This is a genomic window from Chloracidobacterium sp. (genome assembly GCA_025057975.1).
Lineage (GTDB): Bacteria > Acidobacteriota > Blastocatellia > Chloracidobacteriales > Chloracidobacteriaceae > Chloracidobacterium.
The window spans coordinates 63,949-81,338 of sequence record JANWUV010000013.1 but is presented as its reverse complement, the minus strand read 5'-3'; the positions used below and the strand labels follow the sequence as shown (position 1 = coordinate 81,338).

16 protein-coding genes are annotated in these 17,390 nt (G+C 63.1%); 2 read left to right on the top strand and 14 right to left on the bottom strand.

The window, feature by feature from the left end:
* Positions 1-152: 152 nt before the first annotated feature.
* The 4 genes from NZ585_11935 to NZ585_11920 form a co-directional block, all read right to left on the bottom strand.
* On the bottom strand, positions 153-1,424 hold the full coding sequence (locus tag NZ585_11935; GenBank protein ID MCS7080739.1) for a glycosyltransferase: 1,272 nt from the start codon (positions 1,422-1,424) through the stop codon (positions 153-155).
* A gap of 8 nt (positions 1,425-1,432) precedes the next feature.
* Positions 1,433-2,584, bottom strand: coding sequence for a hypothetical protein (locus NZ585_11930; protein MCS7080738.1), 1,152 nt, complete (start codon positions 2,582-2,584; stop codon positions 1,433-1,435).
* A gap of 200 nt (positions 2,585-2,784) precedes the next feature.
* Positions 2,785-4,602, bottom strand: a complete 1,818-nt coding sequence (locus NZ585_11925) for a protein kinase (GenBank protein ID MCS7080737.1) — start codon at positions 4,600-4,602, stop codon at positions 2,785-2,787.
* The gene (locus NZ585_11920) at positions 4,599-5,264 is read right to left on the bottom strand and encodes a M15 family metallopeptidase (GenBank protein MCS7080736.1); all 666 of its coding nucleotides are present in this window, start codon (positions 5,262-5,264) and stop codon (positions 4,599-4,601) included. Before NZ585_11920 ends, NZ585_11925 begins: the two co-directional genes overlap by 4 nt.
* A gap of 202 nt (positions 5,265-5,466) precedes the next feature.
* Here NZ585_11920 and msrB point away from each other — a divergent pair, with 202 nt between their 5' ends.
* Both msrB and bshB1 read left to right on the top strand, forming a co-directional pair.
* Positions 5,467-5,877, top strand: a complete 411-nt coding sequence (gene msrB, locus NZ585_11915) for a peptide-methionine (R)-S-oxide reductase MsrB (GenBank protein ID MCS7080735.1) — start codon at positions 5,467-5,469, stop codon at positions 5,875-5,877.
* Positions 5,874-6,626 carry a bacillithiol biosynthesis deacetylase BshB1 gene (bshB1, locus tag NZ585_11910; GenBank protein ID MCS7080734.1) on the top strand — a complete coding sequence of 251 codons (753 nt, stop codon included), beginning with the start codon at positions 5,874-5,876 and terminating at the stop codon, positions 6,624-6,626. Before msrB ends, bshB1 begins: the two co-directional genes overlap by 4 nt.
* Positions 6,627-6,673: 47 nt before the next feature.
* Here bshB1 and NZ585_11905 read toward each other — a convergent pair whose 3' ends face one another.
* The 10 genes from NZ585_11905 to waaC form a co-directional block, all read right to left on the bottom strand.
* On the bottom strand, positions 6,674-7,786 hold the full coding sequence (locus tag NZ585_11905; GenBank protein MCS7080733.1) for a hypothetical protein: 1,113 nt from the start codon (positions 7,784-7,786) through the stop codon (positions 6,674-6,676).
* A gap of 6 nt (positions 7,787-7,792) precedes the next feature.
* Positions 7,793-8,410 (bottom strand): RNA polymerase sigma factor, encoded by a 618-nt coding sequence (locus NZ585_11900; GenBank protein ID MCS7080732.1) that lies wholly within the window; start codon positions 8,408-8,410, stop codon positions 7,793-7,795.
* The gene (locus NZ585_11895; protein ID MCS7080731.1) at positions 8,407-9,495 is read right to left on the bottom strand and encodes a DUF1501 domain-containing protein; all 1,089 of its coding nucleotides are present in this window, start codon (positions 9,493-9,495) and stop codon (positions 8,407-8,409) included. The genes NZ585_11900 and NZ585_11895 overlap by 4 nt, the downstream gene beginning before the upstream one ends.
* A gap of 18 nt (positions 9,496-9,513) precedes the next feature.
* Positions 9,514-10,923: a DUF1800 domain-containing protein gene (locus NZ585_11890; protein MCS7080730.1), complete on the bottom strand. Its 1,410-nt coding sequence runs from the start codon at positions 10,921-10,923 to the stop codon at positions 9,514-9,516.
* Between the two features lie 13 nt (positions 10,924-10,936).
* Positions 10,937-11,473: a hypothetical protein gene (locus NZ585_11885; protein ID MCS7080729.1), complete on the bottom strand. Its 537-nt coding sequence runs from the start codon at positions 11,471-11,473 to the stop codon at positions 10,937-10,939.
* A gap of 546 nt (positions 11,474-12,019) precedes the next feature.
* Complete coding sequence (locus NZ585_11880) at positions 12,020-13,537, bottom strand: M91 family zinc metallopeptidase (protein MCS7080728.1); 1,518 nt, start codon at positions 13,535-13,537, stop codon at positions 12,020-12,022.
* A gap of 384 nt (positions 13,538-13,921) precedes the next feature.
* A complete protein-coding gene (locus NZ585_11875) occupies positions 13,922-14,626 on the bottom strand; it encodes an OmpA family protein (GenBank protein MCS7080727.1) in 705 nt (234 codons plus the stop codon).
* A gap of 171 nt (positions 14,627-14,797) precedes the next feature.
* Positions 14,798-15,841: a serine/threonine protein kinase gene (locus tag NZ585_11870; protein ID MCS7080726.1), complete on the bottom strand. Its 1,044-nt coding sequence runs from the start codon at positions 15,839-15,841 to the stop codon at positions 14,798-14,800.
* A 53-nt stretch (positions 15,842-15,894) separates the two neighbouring features.
* Positions 15,895-16,245 (bottom strand): histidine triad nucleotide-binding protein, encoded by a 351-nt coding sequence (locus tag NZ585_11865; protein MCS7080725.1) that lies wholly within the window; start codon positions 16,243-16,245, stop codon positions 15,895-15,897.
* A 95-nt stretch (positions 16,246-16,340) separates the two neighbouring features.
* Positions 16,341-17,381, bottom strand: a complete 1,041-nt coding sequence (gene waaC, locus NZ585_11860; protein ID MCS7080724.1) for a lipopolysaccharide heptosyltransferase I — start codon at positions 17,379-17,381, stop codon at positions 16,341-16,343.
* Positions 17,382-17,390: the final 9 nt, after the last annotated feature.

Here is a 17,390-nt window from a genome sequence, read left to right as displayed (position 1 = left end):
CCGCGATTTCCGTCAGACAGGGCGGAAAGAAAGCTTAGCCTTTCCCACCGTCAGGCTTGGCTAGGCCTGATGCAAACCGCCCTTCCGCCGCCGCGACTGGCAGGTCACTCACGCCGTTCGCTCGAAAAGTGCGTTGCAACCTAAGTTTATGTTCAACCAATCGCCTTGGCGGTTGCGTAGGCGGCTTGGTACGCCGTGTACACTTCATCCAGTACGGCGTCCCACGAGGTCTGCAACGCCCGCGCCCGCGCCGCTGTGCGCATTGCGGCGCGACGCTCTGGGGAACGCACCAAATCAGCGACCGCTGCGACAAAGGCGGCGTCGTTATGGGCGACCAAGCCCGACCGCCCGTGATCAACAAGAAACTTTGGCCCGCCGGCGCTGGTGACAACACAGGGGACACCCGACGCGGCGGCCTCGAGGACAACGTTGCCGTAGGTGTCAGTTCGGGAAGGAAAGACGAACACATCAAAGTCGGCGTACTCCCGCGCCAGCGCCTCGCCCTGTTGTACGCCGGCAAAGCTCGCCGTCTGCATGGCGGCGGCGAGCCAGTCGCGTTCACTACCGGTTCCAACGATACGAAACTCAATCTGCGTCAGGCCTTGCGCCAAAAGTTGGCGCTCAAGCTCCACTAGAAAGCGGACATTCTTTTCGGCGCTGAGCCGCCCAACAAATCCCAGCCGGACAACAGGCGCGTCCAAGGGACGAGTCCGGTAGTTTGGATGAAACGCCTCGGCGTCTATGCCACGCTGCATCAGATAGGTCGGCTTGCCGGTTTTTTGCGCCACGAGTTCGACCAGTTCCGGGTTTGGCGCAAGGCAAACATCCGCGTACTCATAAAACTTCATCGTTGCCCAGAGTGATTGTGTTTCCGCCCACAAACTCGTTTGCTCGCGCACTAATGAAGGCACAAAAGCGTAGTCAAGCAACCGTGAGCAGCGTTGCCCGGCGTACTCATGTAAGTTGGTATGCCACGACATCACGAGCGGTAGGTGCAGCGACTTGGCTACATACACGCCCAGTTGCCCAATGTCACTGGGGCCGGTCACGTGGACGACCTGTGGCTGAAACGCTTGCACCTGCTCACGGACCTTGCGGGCGTAGCGCCACAGCCACAGATCAAAACTCAGGTCAGCATCCAGTGGGAACGACCAACCGCCGCGCTGGAGTTCAATCGCATTCACAGAGCCGTCCGTTTGTGGGCCGGCGGTGTTGCCACAGCGAACAATCAGCAACGGCAGCCCACGCCGGCGAGCCACGCCAACGAGCGCCCGAAACGTGCGGGCCACGCCGTTGGCTTCGTGGTAGGAGTCCGGAAACAGGGCAACGCGGAGGGCGTCGGTCATCATGAAGCGCGTCGGTACGGAATGCGGCGTTTGGTCGGCCGCCGCCAAAGCACCGCCTTCCCAACGCCCGGATGCCAAGTGGGCGGTCAGGGTTCGCTCAGTTCCAGTTGGGGTTTGGGCAGCACCATTTCCAGCGCCGGACGCCAACGCCGCCGGCCAAGTTGTCTGAATACCCACGTTGCTGCGCGCGCCCATAGCGGACTGTGACTGGCCCAGCATTCGTGGAGCGAACATGGCCGTCCCTGTTCGTCAAGGAAGAACAGGCGCTCCGTCCAGTGGCGCTGTCCTTCGGGATAATCCGGGTAATGGTCGAGAATCTGTGCCGCCGCTTCAAAAATGCGCAAAGCCATGTTTTCCTGATAGTCGGGGAGGACAACAACGTGACTGCGACGTTGAACGCGCAATTCCTCAACCATTTCCTCGAAGGTCGTCGCGTCAGTCAGGTTCACAACCGTGTTGGGGGAAAGTCCATGGCGGTCGCCCCCGGAGACCAACGGCAATCCAAGGTCGCGTGCCAACCGTGCCGTCGCCAAGTTTTCACGCCATGACCGGAAGCCGTTGATTTCGAGCGCATGCAACCAACGCCTGTAACGGTCAAGAAAGGCCTTCAGTGCCGCCATGTGTCGGGTTTGCCCGATGTTTTCAATATCCCAAAGAGGGTGGTTCAACACGACCAGCACGCCCGGCAGGGCGTTGAGCATTGAGAACAGCTCTTCTAGCACCTCCGGTTTGGCGCGCGCTTCCGGGTCGTTGGTGAAAGCGAACAGCTCATCGGCGATGGCGCGTGCGTGCTCCGGCGGCAGGTTGTGAACGCCGACATGGAAGTACGCGGCACCAAACGGCGTCGTCCACTCTGTGGAAATCGGGGTGTCTTCGCCGGTTGCCCGCAAGCCGCAGCAGGCCTCGATTTCATCGTGGTCGGTGATGGAAACAATGCCCCGGACACCCAGTGTGTTTTCTAGATGCCGCACCTCGGCGTCATGCAAGACGCGCGGCGTTACCGGCGGCGTCCACCAGGCTTTGGTGAAGTCCAAGGGACGACCATGCCGAGCTTCATAACGCTGACACATCCGGGCAAAACGCCCTGCAACGAAGGGAATTTTCGCCGCGTAGTGGGGGATGAAATCAAGCGCTTCGCGGGAGAATTTGGTGTGGCAGTGGAGCGAAACGCCGGTGCGCAATCCGTGATTGAAAGCGCTTCCCGGCTTGACGATGCTGAGGGTCGTTGTATGTGACATGCGTCCCCTTTCCGGCGGAATCCATTTGACGGCCCCACCGCCGTGGCGGTGGCCGCGCCACGGCGAACAACGTTGCATCGCACAAACAAACCTTGATGTTTCAAGGCGTAAGGCGTGGTTCCTTATACCGGGACTTTCGTATAGGGGAGCTATGTGACGACGATGTATCGGTAAACTGAAATCGGCGGTACAGCCGCCGTTTAGGCGTCCTGATCCAATTCCGGTAGGTGAGTCAGCATTGGATTGGTTCGCCGTTGAAGGCCAAGGTTGATGGCTTGAATCAGAAGCGACCAACGCGCCGACTGGCTTTGGGCGGCGGCTAGGAGCCGCTGCACCGGCTCCGGCGAAGCCCGCCGCGCAAGCTCAATGACGTGCGGCGTGAGCGCAAAACGCCCAACCGGAAACGGGGCATGAAGGGGGGAGGGGGTCATTGCCAGCAGACTGCGACGGTTCAGGCCCAACTTGACCATCCCGGCGGTGTGCCGCCAAGCGTTGCGTGAATCGAACCGAATGATGTCGGCAATGACGGCGGCGACCGACAACGGCCCGGGCGGACCCAACCGCAGTTGGGCCATTTCTATGATGTTGGCTTCCAAACTGTAGGGCGCAAAGCCGACCGTCGGCGCTTTGAGAGCATAGGCTAACTCCGCCGCGCCGCCTGTTGCTGCAACCGGCGTCAGGGTGATCGCTCCCTGACGCTCGCAATCGAGAAAGGCCGCCGCCCAGATGGCCTGCGCCAGCACCGCTGCGCTGACGCGCGTCGGTGTGTGCAGCAGCCTCGTCCACGGCTGGGAAGCTGCTGCTGGCGGCGCAAAGAAATCACCAAACAGCAGCACGATCTCACTTGCCGTCAGCGCTCCGCTCGGTGACGACGCAGACGAATGAAAAGGTGCTGTACCGCCTAGCCTCTGGGGCGGGACGGACGGTGCGGTCGCCGCCAGCGGCGCGCTGACCGGTGGAGGAGCAGACAGTGGCAGGCCTGGGGGCGTGGCGACAGGGGGATTTGGCTTGCCGCACTTCATGCAAAACTTCGCCCCTTCAACAAGCGAGGCACCGCAGGCCACACAAAAACGGCCGGCCGGGGCCGAACGCGCCGCTGAAGCGCCAACCAATGGCGCAGGGGGTGGCGCGACTACGTGGGGTTGGATGATTGTCGCGCCCAGTTCGTCCGTCCCAGCCCGTATCCCTCTGAAGGCTGCCCGCAGTTGTCGCCGCATGTCCTTCGCCGAGGCCAAGCGCTCATCACGCGACACAGCCATGGCTTGCCGTACAACCTCGGCCACGGCGCGCGGCACTTGCGGGTTGACATCGCTGGCTAAGGGCAGTGGGTCGGGTTTACCGGCCAGCAGCGCGTCCGCCCGCGTCAGCGCGTCCACCGGCGGTTGGCCGGTCAACAAACTGTAGATGGTCGCCGCCGCCGAATAGAGATCGCTGCGCGGGTCGGTCGCCAAGCCGCGCATTTGTTCTAGCGACGCGAAAATTGGCGTATAGCCCACCAGGCTACGTTGCTGCTGCGCGGCGTCGCCTGATAGGTCGCCCTTAGCCAGACCGAAGTCAAGCAAAACGATATCGTCTTCAGGCGTTAGTTTGACGTTCTGCGGCTTGATGTCGCGGTGAATAATGGGCGGCGTACGCCCGTGGAGGTACTCTAACGCATCCAGCAGTTGGTCGGCCCACTTGGCGACCTGTCCGGGAGGAAAAGGTCCGCCTTGCGCTGTCAGCATTTCGGCCAAGTCCTTGCCGGGAATAAACTGCATGACAAGGAAGTGACCGTCGCCTTCGGTGAAGTGGTCAAACACGACCGGCAACGCGGCATGCCGTAAGCCGTTCAGCAAAATCGCTTCACGCTCAAACGCCGCTTTCAGCGCCTCGCCGGTCACGATCATCTGTTTGAGAGCGACCGTATTGCCGAACTTTTTGTCCGTCGCCTGATAGACAGCGCCCATTCCGCCCTTACCGAGCAGTTTCACCACCGTGTAACGCTGCTGGAGGACCGTTCCTGGGCTGAGCGGGGTCATGGTTGCGGACGCGAAGGCGCTGGGGTGACGGATGACGCTGGAATCTCTGCAAAGGGAATGTCCTGCACGCGGTACAGCCGCCAGTCTTTGTAATCAAAATGCCACCATTCGTAGCGATGCACCTTGAAGTCAAAGCGTTCCATCGCTGACCGCAGCAGGTCGCGCAAACGCCGCTGTTCCTCCGTCCCACCGGTGTAGTCTGGGTGAGCGCGTTCGCTCATTTCGTCGTACTCACTCGGCATCGTCACGATTTCGCCGGTTCTAAGGTCATACAGTGACACATCCACGGCGCACCCGCGATTGTGCAGAGAGCCTTTGGCCGGGTCAGCCACGTAGTTGCGCTTGTCCGGCGGCGTCAAGTCCCAGAACAACTTCGTCACCCGCCACGGTCGGTAGCCGTCAAAGACGACAATGCCGTAGCCCTGCGTTTTCAACCACTGATGCGCTTTGACGAGCGCCTCGGCGGCCGGACGCTGCAAGAACGCCCGCGCTTCGTCATAGACAGGCCGACCGACAAAGTTGTTTGCTGTGGCGTACCGAATATCAAGCTTGATGGTGGGATCGAGGCGAATGATTTCAACGAGTTCGCTCGGACGGAACACGCCGGTCTCGACCGGCATCCCGCTGGACGACTCTTGAGCGGGCACCAAGACGCCGCTCATCAGGGCCGCCACCGTCAAGATAAGCCAAAGGAATCTGAACGGCCGCGATTTCCACACGTTGGCTTCCGCCCCATCGGGAGAATGTTCAGCCGCGCCGACTTGAGCCGGCGACCGGGAAAGATGAAAGATGAGACCAACCCCTGACAAGCGGGCAGTCTGTTGACGCCGCCCAATGCTGTGTCGCCTTTGGAGGTTGCTCCGAATGAAATCGTTTCCCATTCAGAAAGACGAAGCCGAATGGCAAGCCCTACTCACGCCCGAACAATACTACGTTACCCGCCTGAAGGGTACGGAACGTGCCTTTACCGGCAAGCTGTACTGGGAGAAGCGTACCGGCACATACCACTGCGTCGCTTGCGGCGCGCCGCTGTTTAGCTCTGAAACGAAGTATGATTCGGGTTCGGGCTGGCCGAGCTTTTGGGCGCCGATTTCACCTGACGCCATTGTGACCGAACTTGACCTTAGCTACGGCATGCGCCGCATTGAGGTCATGTGCGCCCAGTGTGGTTCACATCTCGGCCACGTCTTTGACGACGGCCCGCGTGAAACAACGGGGCTGCGGTACTGCATCAACTCGATTTCGATGGATTTTAGGCCGGCTGAAGACGCATGACCTATCCGCAGGTGGCCGCGACGGTTTCAGCGGTAGATGTTCTGGCGATTGGCGCGCATCCCGATGATGTGGAACTGGCCATGGCTGGGACGCTGCTAAAACTAGCGGCGCAGGGCTACCGCATTGGCCTCGTGGACGCCAGCCGGGCCGAACTGGCGACGCGCGGGACGCCGGAGCAGCGGGCGGCGGAAGCGACGGAAGCCGCACGACGGCTGGATGCGACGTTTCGTATCAACTTGGGCTGGCCTGATGGGCGGTTTACCCTCAACGACGAGGCACGGCGCGCCTTGGTGCGGGTCATCCGGCGGGCGCGGCCGACGCTGGTGTTTACGCATCACCCGGACGAAGAACACCCCGACCACCGGCGGCTGGCGCAGTTGACGGCGGAGGCCGTCCACCACGCGCGATTGGCTCGGTATGACGCCGAAAGCGAACTGGAGCGGTGGCGTACACGGGCGCTGATTCACTTCCTGCCGCCGCTCAATCCGAACATAGCGCCGACGTTTCTCGTGGACATCAGCGCCCAGTTTGCGGCGAAGTACGAGATCATCAGCGCCTACGCCTCGCAGCTCCATCGGCCGGGCGACCGCGAACCGCAGACCTACCTTTCCGCGCCGGACTTCCTCCGCCAACGCCGCGCAGCCGACATTTATCGCGGCAGCCTGATTGGGACGGCCGCCGCCGAAGGCTTTGTCACCGTTGCGCCATTGCCGGTCGCCGACCCGGTGCGACTTTTCACGGAAACATAGCCCCAACACAAGCGGTTGTTGACCATCACTGGAGGACGGAAGCGGCTTTACGGCTCAACCATCGGCGCTGTCAAATCCGGTTCGGTCGCCATATCCGTCGCTGTCGTGGGCCGCCGCCGGAACAGCCACAGTAGCGCCAGCCCGAAGCTTTGCAACAGCAGCCCCAGCCAAAAAAGCTGTCCTGCAATCGGGACAAAAAACGCCGTCACCGCTAGGCCCGCGCCGGACAGGAAAGCCGACAGCGGGCCGGCGGCGCGGCCGGCTTGCGCATACAGCCGGGCGCCAAGAGCCTGTAGGCGCGCCGCCAAGCCGAACAACGTCAGCCCCAGAACGCACCCGACCAGCGATACCGCGATGAGCTTTAGCGGTCCGAGATTGACGAGAACGGCGACGGCCGCCAACGCCAGAATTGCGTTGCAAACGCCGACAAACAACTGCAACCACCCGGAACGCTCCTCGGCCATGCGGTCGAGCGCAGGCATTGCCGCCGCCCACACCGCCCGCGCCCAAAGCGCCAAGGCGCTCACGCCGCTCAGGATGAGACCGCCCAGCGCCAACAACGCCAGCAGCCGAATGGTGTTTGAAGTCTCAAGCAAGCTTTCCCAGAGTTCATTGGGCGGCGGCGGGACGGGAGACTGCGCCGCCGCTGCGACCGGCAGCGCCAACATGCAGCCGACCAGCAGACCCAACCGCTTTCCCGGTGCCCGCCGACGCATTAGCGCGTACAGCGCCGCCGGGAGCGCCAGCGCAACGAGGAAACTCGCGCCGGTTTTCAGCGCCGACGCTCCGAAGCCGACGGCGGCCGGCAAACCTGTCGCCGGCGACGACACCCCGACCGAGATCGCCATCGCGTAGGCCTCGCCGGCCTGCGCCGCCAGCGCGGACAACCCGCGCGCCAGTCCCGCGCCCAGCGGCGTTACCGTGGCGACGACGACCGCCGCCGCCGCGACGCCCTGCGCCCAGTACACCGGCCGCCGCCACCAACCGGCGTCCGGCCGGTTTTGCGTCACCGGCGCGACCGCCGCGCGCGCCCGAACGCGCTGCATGACCTTGGCGGCCAAATCCGGCGGCGGCTCCAGCGTTCCAAGCTCGCGCAGCGCCGCCCGCACGGCGCGGTCGGCGGCGTCTTCCAGCGGCGGCGGACGATAGGCATCCGTCATGGCATGTCACTCCAGAGTCAAGTCCCCAAGCCGGATGCGCAGCGCGTCGCGTCCGCGCGCCAGCCAAGTCTTGACGGTATTCTTCGGCGCGCCCAGCAGCGCCGCAATCTCTTCCACGGAGAGGTCGTCAAGGTAGCGCAAAACAACGACCAAACGTTGATTGACCGGCAGGGTCTGCAACGCCGCCAGCAGGCGCATTCCGACTTCGCGTCGTTCCAGCGTCGCCGGTGCCGACGGCGACGGATCGGGCGTCGGCAAGGGCGATTGGCGCTCGTCGTCGCTGTCCAGCGTCGTCGTTCGCTGTGTGCGCCGGGCGTTTTTTTCAAGCCAGTTCAACGTATAGTTGCTTGCGATCCGCATCAGCCAGTTTTCCAACGGCTGCGCGGCGTCGTAGCGGGCAAGATGCTCGTAAAGCTTCACAAAAACGTCCTGCGCGATGTCCTCGGCGTCGCTGCGGTTGCCCGTCATCCGGTAGGCCAAGTTGAACACCCGCCGCTGATGACGCTCGACCAGCAGACGAAACAGCTCGACATGGCCGGCCAGCACCGCCCGCGCCACTTCCGCGTCGGTCGGCGGCGCGGCCGGCGTTGGCGGCGACGAAAACGGCGCGGCAAGCGGCTTCATGGCGACGGCGTAAACCCCGGAAACAGGGCGGTCAGACGGCGCGCGTCGGCGGCGACGCCGAGCGTTTCCGCAATGACACGGCGCGCGTCAACCGTCGGCGGCAGGTTGCCGTCGGCGTCCAGCCGCTCCGGACGCAGGTCGCCCCATTCGCCGGAGACCTTGCCGCCGCGAATCCCCTTCCCGACTGTCATCATGACGCTCGCCCGACCGTGATCCGTGCCGCCGCTGCCGTTTTCCGCGACGCGCCGACCGAACTCCGTCATGACCAGCACCCGCGTCGTCGCCAAACCGTCGCCCAGTCGGACGCAGAAGTTGGACAGTCCGGCGGCCAGTTCGCGGCAAAGCTCCGCGTGCAGGCCGTCCACGCCGCCCTGAAAAAAGTGCGTATCCCAACCGTCAAGCTCAACGCTGACGACTTCCGGCGCGACACCGGCGGCGTATAGGCGTTCCACGTCGTAAAGCTGCTCCCCGAAGGGCGTGGCGGGATAGCCAGCCGCAGCGGCGTCGCTGCGCCGGTCGTCCGCCAACGCTGCCAAGGCGTCGGGCAATCCGCGTCCAAGGTCGCCAATCGGCAGCGGTGTGCGGCCGTAGAACACATTGAGCGCCGCGCGGAAAGCGTCGCTTGTGGTCGCCGGCGTCAAATCGGACAGGCGACGCGCGACATAGACGCCCGCACCGCCCTGCAACACGCGCGGCAGCGTCTCGCCGAAGGCGACGGCGCGAAAAACCTTGGCCGAGGCGTTTCTCCGCGAATCTTCCCCGTCCGACAGATCAAGCCACCGCGCAGCCCAGCCGGTCGGCGGACGCCCATCGCCGACGCCGCCCGTTTCCAGATCGTCGCGGGCCGTGAAGTGTGAGAGCGTCGCGTTGGGAAGACCGACGCCGACCCAGAAGGCAAGGTCTCCCTGCGCGTACCACTTGAGAAGCGGCTCCAGCGCCGGATGCAGTCCGACCTCGCCCAGCGGAATCACGCGGTCGCGCGGGACGGCGATGGTCGGGCGCGCGCGGAAATAGGCGTCTTGGCGAAACGGGACGAGCATGTTCAGACCGTCCGCGCCGCCCCGCAGGTGAATGATGACCAGCATATCGCCTCCTTGCCTTGGTCAACCGTACTGCGCATCCGGCGCGCACAGCAGCAGCGCCGCGCGTTCGGCTTCCGACGGCAGCGCGTCCAGCGCGCGGCGCTCTTCCAACGACAGTTCCCGTCCCCAGACCATCCGCGCCGTTTCGTCGGGGGCTACGTCGCCGCAAATGACGCGCGTGCCGCGTATGCCGCCCTGCGTCAACGCCAGCGCGAAGTTCCACCGCGCCGGTAGCCCCGACCGCCACCGGCGCTCGTCGTCGGGGAAGCCGTCCGGCGTCGGGCAATCGAAGGGTAGCTGCCCCAGCGCGGAAAGACGCTTCTGGAGCGCCGGCCCGCCGTCGGTGTCGGCCGCCAAAAGCCGCAGCGACGCGATGGCGAAACTGTACGGGCGCTTGAACTTGGGCGGAGCAAGGCGCAGTTCATCCGAGCGCGCCAACGTTTGAAGCGTCGCCCGAATGTCGCCGCCGCTGCGGAGAAACTGCGCGGCGACGGCGGAAACCAGCGCCGCCGACGGCGCATCCGCCACGAAACGCCGACACAAACGGCGCGCGACGTTTTCGGCCGTCGCCGGATGCGCGGTGACGCGCGCCAGCAGGGCTTCCAAATCGGCTTCGGCGCGGCCGCCGTCCAGCGTGACGCCCAGCACGGTTTTGGGCCGGTCGTCGTGGAGGTCCTCGGCGATGAAGACCTGTCCGCGTCGAAAGCCTTCGCGGACGCGCAGGCCGGTCAGCGCGCGGGACGCCTCGCGTACATCCTGCTGCGTGTAGCCGCCGTCCACGCCCAGCGTATGGAGTTCCAGCAGCTCGCGCGCGTAGTTTTCGTTCGGATTGCCGCGCGTATTGGCGCGGCCGTCAAGATAGACCAGCATCGCCGGACTCGTCGCCGTGGCGCGCAGCAAATCCGCGAATTTCCCCAGCGCGTACGGCCGGACGGCCGTTCGGTCGTGAATTAGCAGCAACCGCCCGCCGTCGCCTTTTTCGGCGTAGATGCTGAAGAAGTCGTTCCAAAACTCGACCATCGTCTCGTAGAGCGCCCGCCGACTGTAGACCGCCCGGAGAATGGCGGCGCGGCGGAGTTCGGCGATGAGTTCGGCGTTGGTGAAATCAAAGACGCCCGGCGCGTCAAGCTGGAGGGCTTCGATGCGCCGGACGAGCCAAGCGGCCTTCCAATCGGGGATCGTATCGGGCGCGAGTTGCTCTTCGAGGAAGGTGTCCGCGCCCATGGCGGCGACGCGGGCGACTTCGGCGGGCGTGGCGCCATAGGCGAAGCGGTTGAGCAATCGCGCGGCGTGTCGCAGTTCCGCTTCGGAAGCGGCGGCGGGCGGCGGCGGGGACGGCTCAAGCCATCGGAGATGCGACGCGCGGCAACCGGTCAGGCCGGCGACGGTTGAAACGGTGGAAAGCGCGAGAAAGCGACGGCGCGTAAGCATTGGTGGCGCGCTCCTACTCGTAGGCGACCGGCTGAAGCGGTGGCGCGTAGGCGGTCGTCGGTTGTTGGAGCGCGCGCCGCCTTCCGACGCGCCACACGGCGCAGACGCCGGACCCGACCATGGCGCCGACGAGCAACGGCAGGACGACCAGCCAGCCGACGAGCGGCGCGAGCGCCGCGCCAATGATCAGCAACGCGGCGCGCGCTTGGCGTCGCCAATCGTTTTGTCCCGGATGAAGTTTATCGGCTACGCGCTGCGCCAGCCCGGCGCCGCCCAGCGCCGCCAAGCTCATCAGGGACAGAACGATGACAAGGGCGAGCAACGCGCCCAGCTTTGGCAGGGCGTTGGCGAAAACGGCGGCGCAGCACAGTCCCGCCGTCACGATGACGCCGCCCAGCAGGATGACGCGCTTTGGCGCGGCAGAGAGCGCCGCCGCCGCGTCGGAGACCAGACTTGGCAAGAGCAGCGCAAGCAGCGTCGTCAGGGCGACGAGCGAGCCGCCCAGCAGCAGCGCGCTGCAAACCACGGCAAGAACATCGGCAATGGTCATAGGCTGAAAACCTTTCCGTCGAGAAGTGGCGTCGGTACGTCATACCGCCTTCCCCTTCAAAAGGATTCAGCCGCGCGCATTGTGTTTCCCTGCTTCGCGGGTTTGAAGGTTGTCACCCCTGCCGCTCCATTGGTGGATGTTCAACTTTCCTAGAGCAATGCCGCGTCACGAAGCAGCGACACGTTACAACAAGTCAACTGTTTAGTAGTGGCGGTGTTCCACCGCTTTGTGGCGTGCTGTGTTCCGCACGCGCCACGCCGGAAGGCGTGGCGCTGCCTTTATCAGCAGGTGCTCAGGCCTCCCAGCACGTAACGCTGCGCTATGACACTCCACAAGCTGCTGTTTTTCTCAGAAAATTTCGCGTGTACAGCTTTCGGCGCAGAACGCCGCGCCATCACAAAGCGGCGGAACGCCGCCGCACTCCAAACCGTTGACCCGACTCGACCGGGGCATTGCTACACCTTCTCGGAACTTGCTCTAGAAACAAAAACTCCCGCCGGAATGCCCGGCGGGAGTTCGTTCGTTGCACTTGGCGGTCCCGTTGAATCAGAACCCGGACAGCCGCGCCAGCATGTAGCTGCGCCGCAACTGAAGGTTCATTTCTTCGCGGATGCCGTTCTCTGTTAGCACATAGGGGTGGTTAGCGTCATCGCGCTGTTCAGGCGTACGGGGGTCGTTGTCGTGGTCGAGCGGTACGCCGACTGCCACCCGTTCGAGGTTCGGCACGCGCCCACGGTCAGCCGTATCTACGCCTTGGTACGTGCCGGGCCGGAGCGTGCCGTGCGTGTAGTCATAGGCATGCGCCATTTCGTGGTAGAGCACCACCACCGGCGGCGTGTAGGCGGCGCTGCCGTCGGCGAACTCAAACGTCGGCGCAAAGGTTGGGTTGTAGCCAATCGTGGCGTTGGTCGGTGTGCCACGCCGGCCCGTCGCCGGATCGAGAAATGGATTCGAACCGCGCGAACGCGCTGCATAGCCGTTGTCTTCGGTGATTTCCTCAATCGTTACGGTCACGCCGTCGCGCTGCCGCGCCGCATCAAAGCTCGCCAGCATCTGGCGACCTGCTGGAGACGAACGGAGCATTTCGAGGTCGTCCATCACGCGCTGCCGGAACTCATCCGAGCCGCGCACAATGACGCCCGTGCCGCCCGGATTGCCTGTCAACTCAACCGTGATCACCTGATTGCTTGCGCCGCGCGGCGCTGCCTGTACGGTGTCGTCGTTCTGCACGTAGAGCTTGTTGCTGCCCGTACCGCCGCTGATGCTGTCCTTGCCCTGCCCAGCGTAGATGGCATCGTCGCCCGCGCCACCGAAGAGTTGGTCATCGCCCAACCCGCCGGAGAGTACGTCATTGCCGGCCCCGCCGTAGATCGCGTCCTTACCCTCACCGCCTTCAAGATAATCATTGCCAGCGTTGCCGAAGATCGTATCGTCGCCCCGCCCGCCGTACACAGTGTCGTTGCCGTCGCCGCCTTGAATGGTGTCGTTGCCGTCGCCACCGTAGATGTAGTCGTTACCCGCACCGCCGTTGATCCGGTCATTGCCTGCGCCGCCGTCAATTCGGTCGTGGCCGCTACCGCCGGTGATGACATCGTCGCCGTCGCCGCCGAAGAGCCGCAGGTTGACGGTCACGCCCGGATCAACCCGGATGACATCGTTCCCTGCTCCAGCCCGGATGACGAGGTTATTGCGATCCCGACCAGTAAAGGTGCGTGATTCGCCGTTGACCGAAACAGTCACGTCACCGGTGCGGGCGTCTTGCGTCACCTGAATCTGGTCGTCGCCATCGCCAGTATCAATGACGATTTGGCCGCCGACGCGCGTCACGGTTGCCTCGCGCGAGAAGCCGGCCGTCTGCGTCGGCGATGAGTTGGCGGCTTGGGTCAGCCGTGCTTTGACGGTTTGACCAAACACTTGCAGGTCACCCAATCGGCTGGCGCCGACTTGTCCGGCGGATGATGGTTGTTGAGCAACCGCCGAACGCATCTCAAGCTTGATGACATCCGGCGCAGGTGTGGAAGAAGCGTGGCTAACGGATTGAGCTGGTCTGGCAGCAACTCGCATGACGTAGGAAAAGCCTCCAAGTGATGAAATTCATCTCAAAAATTCGCTCCAGCCAAGGTTATCGGTAACGTTTTTGAAACGTTGCTGGTCGGCGTAAAAATTTTTTCACTTAGGCCTCCCTAAACCACGTAGTTTTTATTATCAGAATCAAAGTGCCGTCGGACGAGGGTGTACGGCTAGCAAGGGGAGGGCGTAGTGCCGCATCTCAGCTTGCCCCGCCCAAAGACACCAACCGGATTCCATCCAGATCAGCCGGAAGTTACAGACGGCCGCGGCCGGAGGACTTCCGCATCGGTGTAGCGCTCCCTCAGAGTAAACCGCGTCAACAGTACGGTTTGGAGTGCGGCGGCTTCTTCGGGGTCAGCAACGGCTGCTCGACTATGGTCACTTTCCCTCAGCTTCCGTCACTACGCGATTCGCCAACAAACGCACATCCACCCGACGATTGCGCTGTAACTCCTCCGGCGTCCGCGCATTGTCGTTAATCTTACCCGCGCCAATGTACTCAATCCGCCACGGCTCGATTTTGTGAACGTTGTAGAGATAAAGCTTGACGGCCTTTGCGCGATTCTCAGTCAGCGTCAGGTTGCGGGCTTCACTGCCGCGCCGGTCGGCGAACCCTAGTAACTCAATCCGAATGCCCTTCCGCGACTTGGCAAGCGCCGCCAGCGCATCCAGTTCCGCCTTGGCTTCCGGGCTGAGGTCGTAGCGGTTGGTTTGGAAATAAACCGAAACGACCTTGACTTCAATGAAATCGTCCACAGCGCGCGCCGTCTCGGTCAGACGGGTATTGGTGCGTTCGACTTCCAGCTTGGCTTCCTCCGCCTTGCGCTCAGCGGCTTGCGCCCGCGTATTGGCTTCTTCGGCGCGCGCGCTGACCGTGTCAATCCGCGCCGATAGCCGTGTGTCCAACTCCCGAATCGCTGATGTATTCCGCGCTACGGACTGTTCAAGCTCTTCCGTGCGCCCTTCGAGCGGGGCCACTCGTTCATCAATGGTGGTGCGTACGTACTTCTTTGTCGCGCAGGCTGGACCAAAGACCACCGCTGTGGCGGCCAACAAGCATAGAGAGAACACCCGATGTGTCATGCGTCGCTCCTTTAGAAACATGGGCGGATGCCGCTACCGGACACCAACCTTCCTAGATTTATCCGAAGCTAATACACCCCAGCGAAAATTCAGCCGGAGACTAGCATGCCCTTTCCAAAGGCTGAAACCCAAATTTTAGGGAGGTCCTCAAGGCGGCGGCTTTCACGGCAACTAACTGAGCAACCCGCGCTGAAGCTCGTCAGCGAATTCCAGCGCTGTGGCCGGGCGTTCCTGTGGGTGTTTGGCCAGCGCCTTGAGAACGGCCTGTGAAAGCCCCCGCGGTAAGTCGCGGCGGAGTTCAATTGGCGGCTGCGGCGGCGTTTTGACGTGTTTGCTGGCAAGCTGCATGACGTTTTCCGCATTGAACGGCACGCGCCCTGTTAGCATTTCGTAGCAAATAATCCCTAGCGCATACACATCCGTCCGCGCGTCAAGCGGCCGATCCATCCACTGCTCTGGAGCCATGTAGTACGGCGTTCCAGCGACGCGCCCTCGTTCCGTCAATGTTTTGATGAGTTTACCGGTGAGCCGCAGGCGCGCCAACCCAAAGTCAATTACCTTGACCATTTCCTGCCGGCGGTCATACTGTTCAATCATGATGTTTTCGGGCTTGAGGTCGCGGTGAATCACATTGCGCTCGTGGGCGACATGCAGCGCTGAACAAACCTGCACCATCAGACGAACGGCGCGGCGGATGTCAAGTACCTGCTCCTGCCGCAGGACATCCCGCAGCGTTTTCCCCGACAACAGCTCCATCACCAGAAAAATCGAGGCGGGTCGGTTGTCTTGGCCCGGGCGTTCAAAGTAGTCATAGATGGCGATGACGTTGGGATGGCGAATTCGCCCCAACGCCAGCGCCTCCCGGCGAAAGCGCTCCGCAGCCGTGTAGTCCTCTGCGAACTCCGGTTTAAGCACCTTGACCGCCACACAGTCGCCGATGTTGATGCGTTCGGCGCGGTAAATCGCCCCGGTTGCGCCCTGCCCAATCTTGGACTGAATTTGATACTTCCCTTCCAACACCTGGCCGATGAGCGGATCAGCGTTGGCGGCTGGGGACGGCGGCGCGTCCTGAACCGGCTGGGATTCTTCGCGCGTCACATGCTTGGCAATCACAGTCGCCGACGCCGTACGCGCCGCTGGCAGTTCCGCACCGTCCATCGGGCAATAGCGCATGGCATCCGTCCACATCCGACCGCACTGAGGACAGGTTTTCATGGCACGCGCCAACGGAAATAAAACATCAAAGCCGCTTGTCCCTTACCGAGATGCTACCCGGGCGGCCACCCCAGCCGACGCCCACCCAACAAATGGACATGAAGTTGAAACACAGACTGCCCAGCGTCAGGGCCGGTGTTGATCACGATGCGGTAGCCTGTTTCAGCGATGCCGACCTTGTTGGCGATCTTCGCCGCGATCCGTAAAAGATGGCCCAGAACGGCTTCGTCGCTTTGCGAAGCGTCGTTGAGTGACTCCATCGGCGTCCGTGGAATGATGAGAATATGGGTCGGCGCTTGCGGGTGAATATCACGAAAAGCGACACACAGTTCGTCGTCATACACGATATCCGCCGGAGCCTCGCCGCGCGCAATCTTGAGAAAAATATTGTCCGTATCAGCCATGTCACCCTACAACATCGGCGAGTTTGCACAGGCAAGAAACCACAGTGCTTTTCGTGAACTGTAACACAAGCCTCCTTCTAGCCTTGAAAAAATCTTCACCCAACGCCGGCGGCGCGCAAACGGGCTTCCACGGCTTCAGCTACGACGGCAACGGAAATATCCATGCAGATGTGCCGCCGACACGTCCGCCGATGGCAATCCATACGGCAGGACAGGTCAAGACCAACGACTCTGTCGTGGGGTGAAAATGGCCCGTTCCGTTCAGCCGCTGTCGGCCCATAAAGCCCCACAATCGGCGTTCCCGCCGCCGCCGCCAAATGTAGCGGTCCGGTGTCGCCGCCGACAAACACCGCCGCCCGTTGCGCCAACGCCAAATACTCACGCAATGTCGTTGGAAACGACGCAATCGGTGCACGCTGCGCCGTCGCGCAGACCTCCTGCGCCAGCGGCTCTTCGCCGGGGCCATACGATACGACACTCGCTAGGCCGTGCCGCATCCAGAGAACCTCGGCCAACCGTCCAAAATTTGCCGGCGGCCAGCGTTTCGTTACCCAACCGCCGCCCGGATTGAGCAAAGCGAACGCTCCCGTTACCCCGTGGGCCGCCAGCTGCGCCGCCACTCGCTCGCGTTCAACTTCCAGTGACGGCAGGAGAAACTCGTAAGTTTCCGGCACCGGCGCGCCCAGCGCAGCCGCCAGCCGCAAATTTCGCCGAATCACGTGCTCACCCCGTTCGACAGGGACCTGCTCAGTGTACGCCCATCGCCCCAGCCGCTCCCGGAGCGCCTCGGTGGCAAAACCGATGCGCCGCTGCGCCCGCGAGCACCACGTCACAACGGCCGATTTCATCAGACCCTGAAAATCCAGCGCTGCATCCACCGGCCGCCGCCGCAACGCCGTCAAGCACGTCGCCAGTTGGACGTATGTTTCACGGGCGCGCCACCGGCGTCGCCACCGGCGCGTATCCAGCACCACCACCTCATCCAGACCCGGCGCGTCCAGCACCAACGGCGCAGCGACCCGCTCCACAACCCACGTCAGCCGCGCCGCCGGAAACGCCCGCCTTAGCGCCGCAACCGCCGGCATTGCGTGAACAACATCTCCAATGCTGCTCAACTTGACGATGAGAATGTGCATGCCGCGCAA

What these genes read in the sequence shown, in the direction of transcription:
- NZ585_11880 (MCS7080728.1), bottom strand. Translation starts at nt 13,537, where the DNA reads ATGCGAGTTGCTGCCAGACCAGCTCAATCCGTTAGCCACGCTTCTTCC.
- bshB1 (MCS7080734.1), top strand. Translation starts at nt 5,874, where the DNA reads ATGACCTATCCGCAGGTGGCCGCGACGGTTTCAGCGGTAGATGTTCTG.
- NZ585_11905 (MCS7080733.1), bottom strand. Translation starts at nt 7,786, where the DNA reads ATGACGGATGCCTATCGTCCGCCGCCGCTGGAAGACGCCGCCGACCGC.
- waaC (MCS7080724.1), bottom strand. Translation starts at nt 17,381, where the DNA reads ATGCACATTCTCATCGTCAAGTTGAGCAGCATTGGAGATGTTGTTCAC.
- NZ585_11885 (MCS7080729.1), bottom strand. Translation starts at nt 11,473, where the DNA reads ATGACCATTGCCGATGTTCTTGCCGTGGTTTGCAGCGCGCTGCTGCTG.
- NZ585_11925 (MCS7080737.1), bottom strand. Translation starts at nt 4,602, where the DNA reads ATGACCCCGCTCAGCCCAGGAACGGTCCTCCAGCAGCGTTACACGGTG.
- NZ585_11865 (MCS7080725.1), bottom strand. Translation starts at nt 16,245, where the DNA reads ATGGCTGATACGGACAATATTTTTCTCAAGATTGCGCGCGGCGAGGCT.
- NZ585_11875 (MCS7080727.1), bottom strand. Translation starts at nt 14,626, where the DNA reads ATGACACATCGGGTGTTCTCTCTATGCTTGTTGGCCGCCACAGCGGTG.
- NZ585_11920 (MCS7080736.1), bottom strand. Translation starts at nt 5,264, where the DNA reads ATGAGCGGCGTCTTGGTGCCCGCTCAAGAGTCGTCCAGCGGGATGCCG.
- NZ585_11890 (MCS7080730.1), bottom strand. Translation starts at nt 10,923, where the DNA reads ATGCTTACGCGCCGTCGCTTTCTCGCGCTTTCCACCGTTTCAACCGTC.
- NZ585_11895 (MCS7080731.1), bottom strand. Translation starts at nt 9,495, where the DNA reads ATGCTGGTCATCATTCACCTGCGGGGCGGCGCGGACGGTCTGAACATG.
- NZ585_11900 (MCS7080732.1), bottom strand. Translation starts at nt 8,410, where the DNA reads ATGAAGCCGCTTGCCGCGCCGTTTTCGTCGCCGCCAACGCCGGCCGCG.
- msrB (MCS7080735.1), top strand. Translation starts at nt 5,467, where the DNA reads ATGAAATCGTTTCCCATTCAGAAAGACGAAGCCGAATGGCAAGCCCTA.
- NZ585_11870 (MCS7080726.1), bottom strand. Translation starts at nt 15,841, where the DNA reads ATGAAAACCTGTCCTCAGTGCGGTCGGATGTGGACGGATGCCATGCGC.
- NZ585_11930 (MCS7080738.1), bottom strand. Translation starts at nt 2,584, where the DNA reads ATGTCACATACAACGACCCTCAGCATCGTCAAGCCGGGAAGCGCTTTC.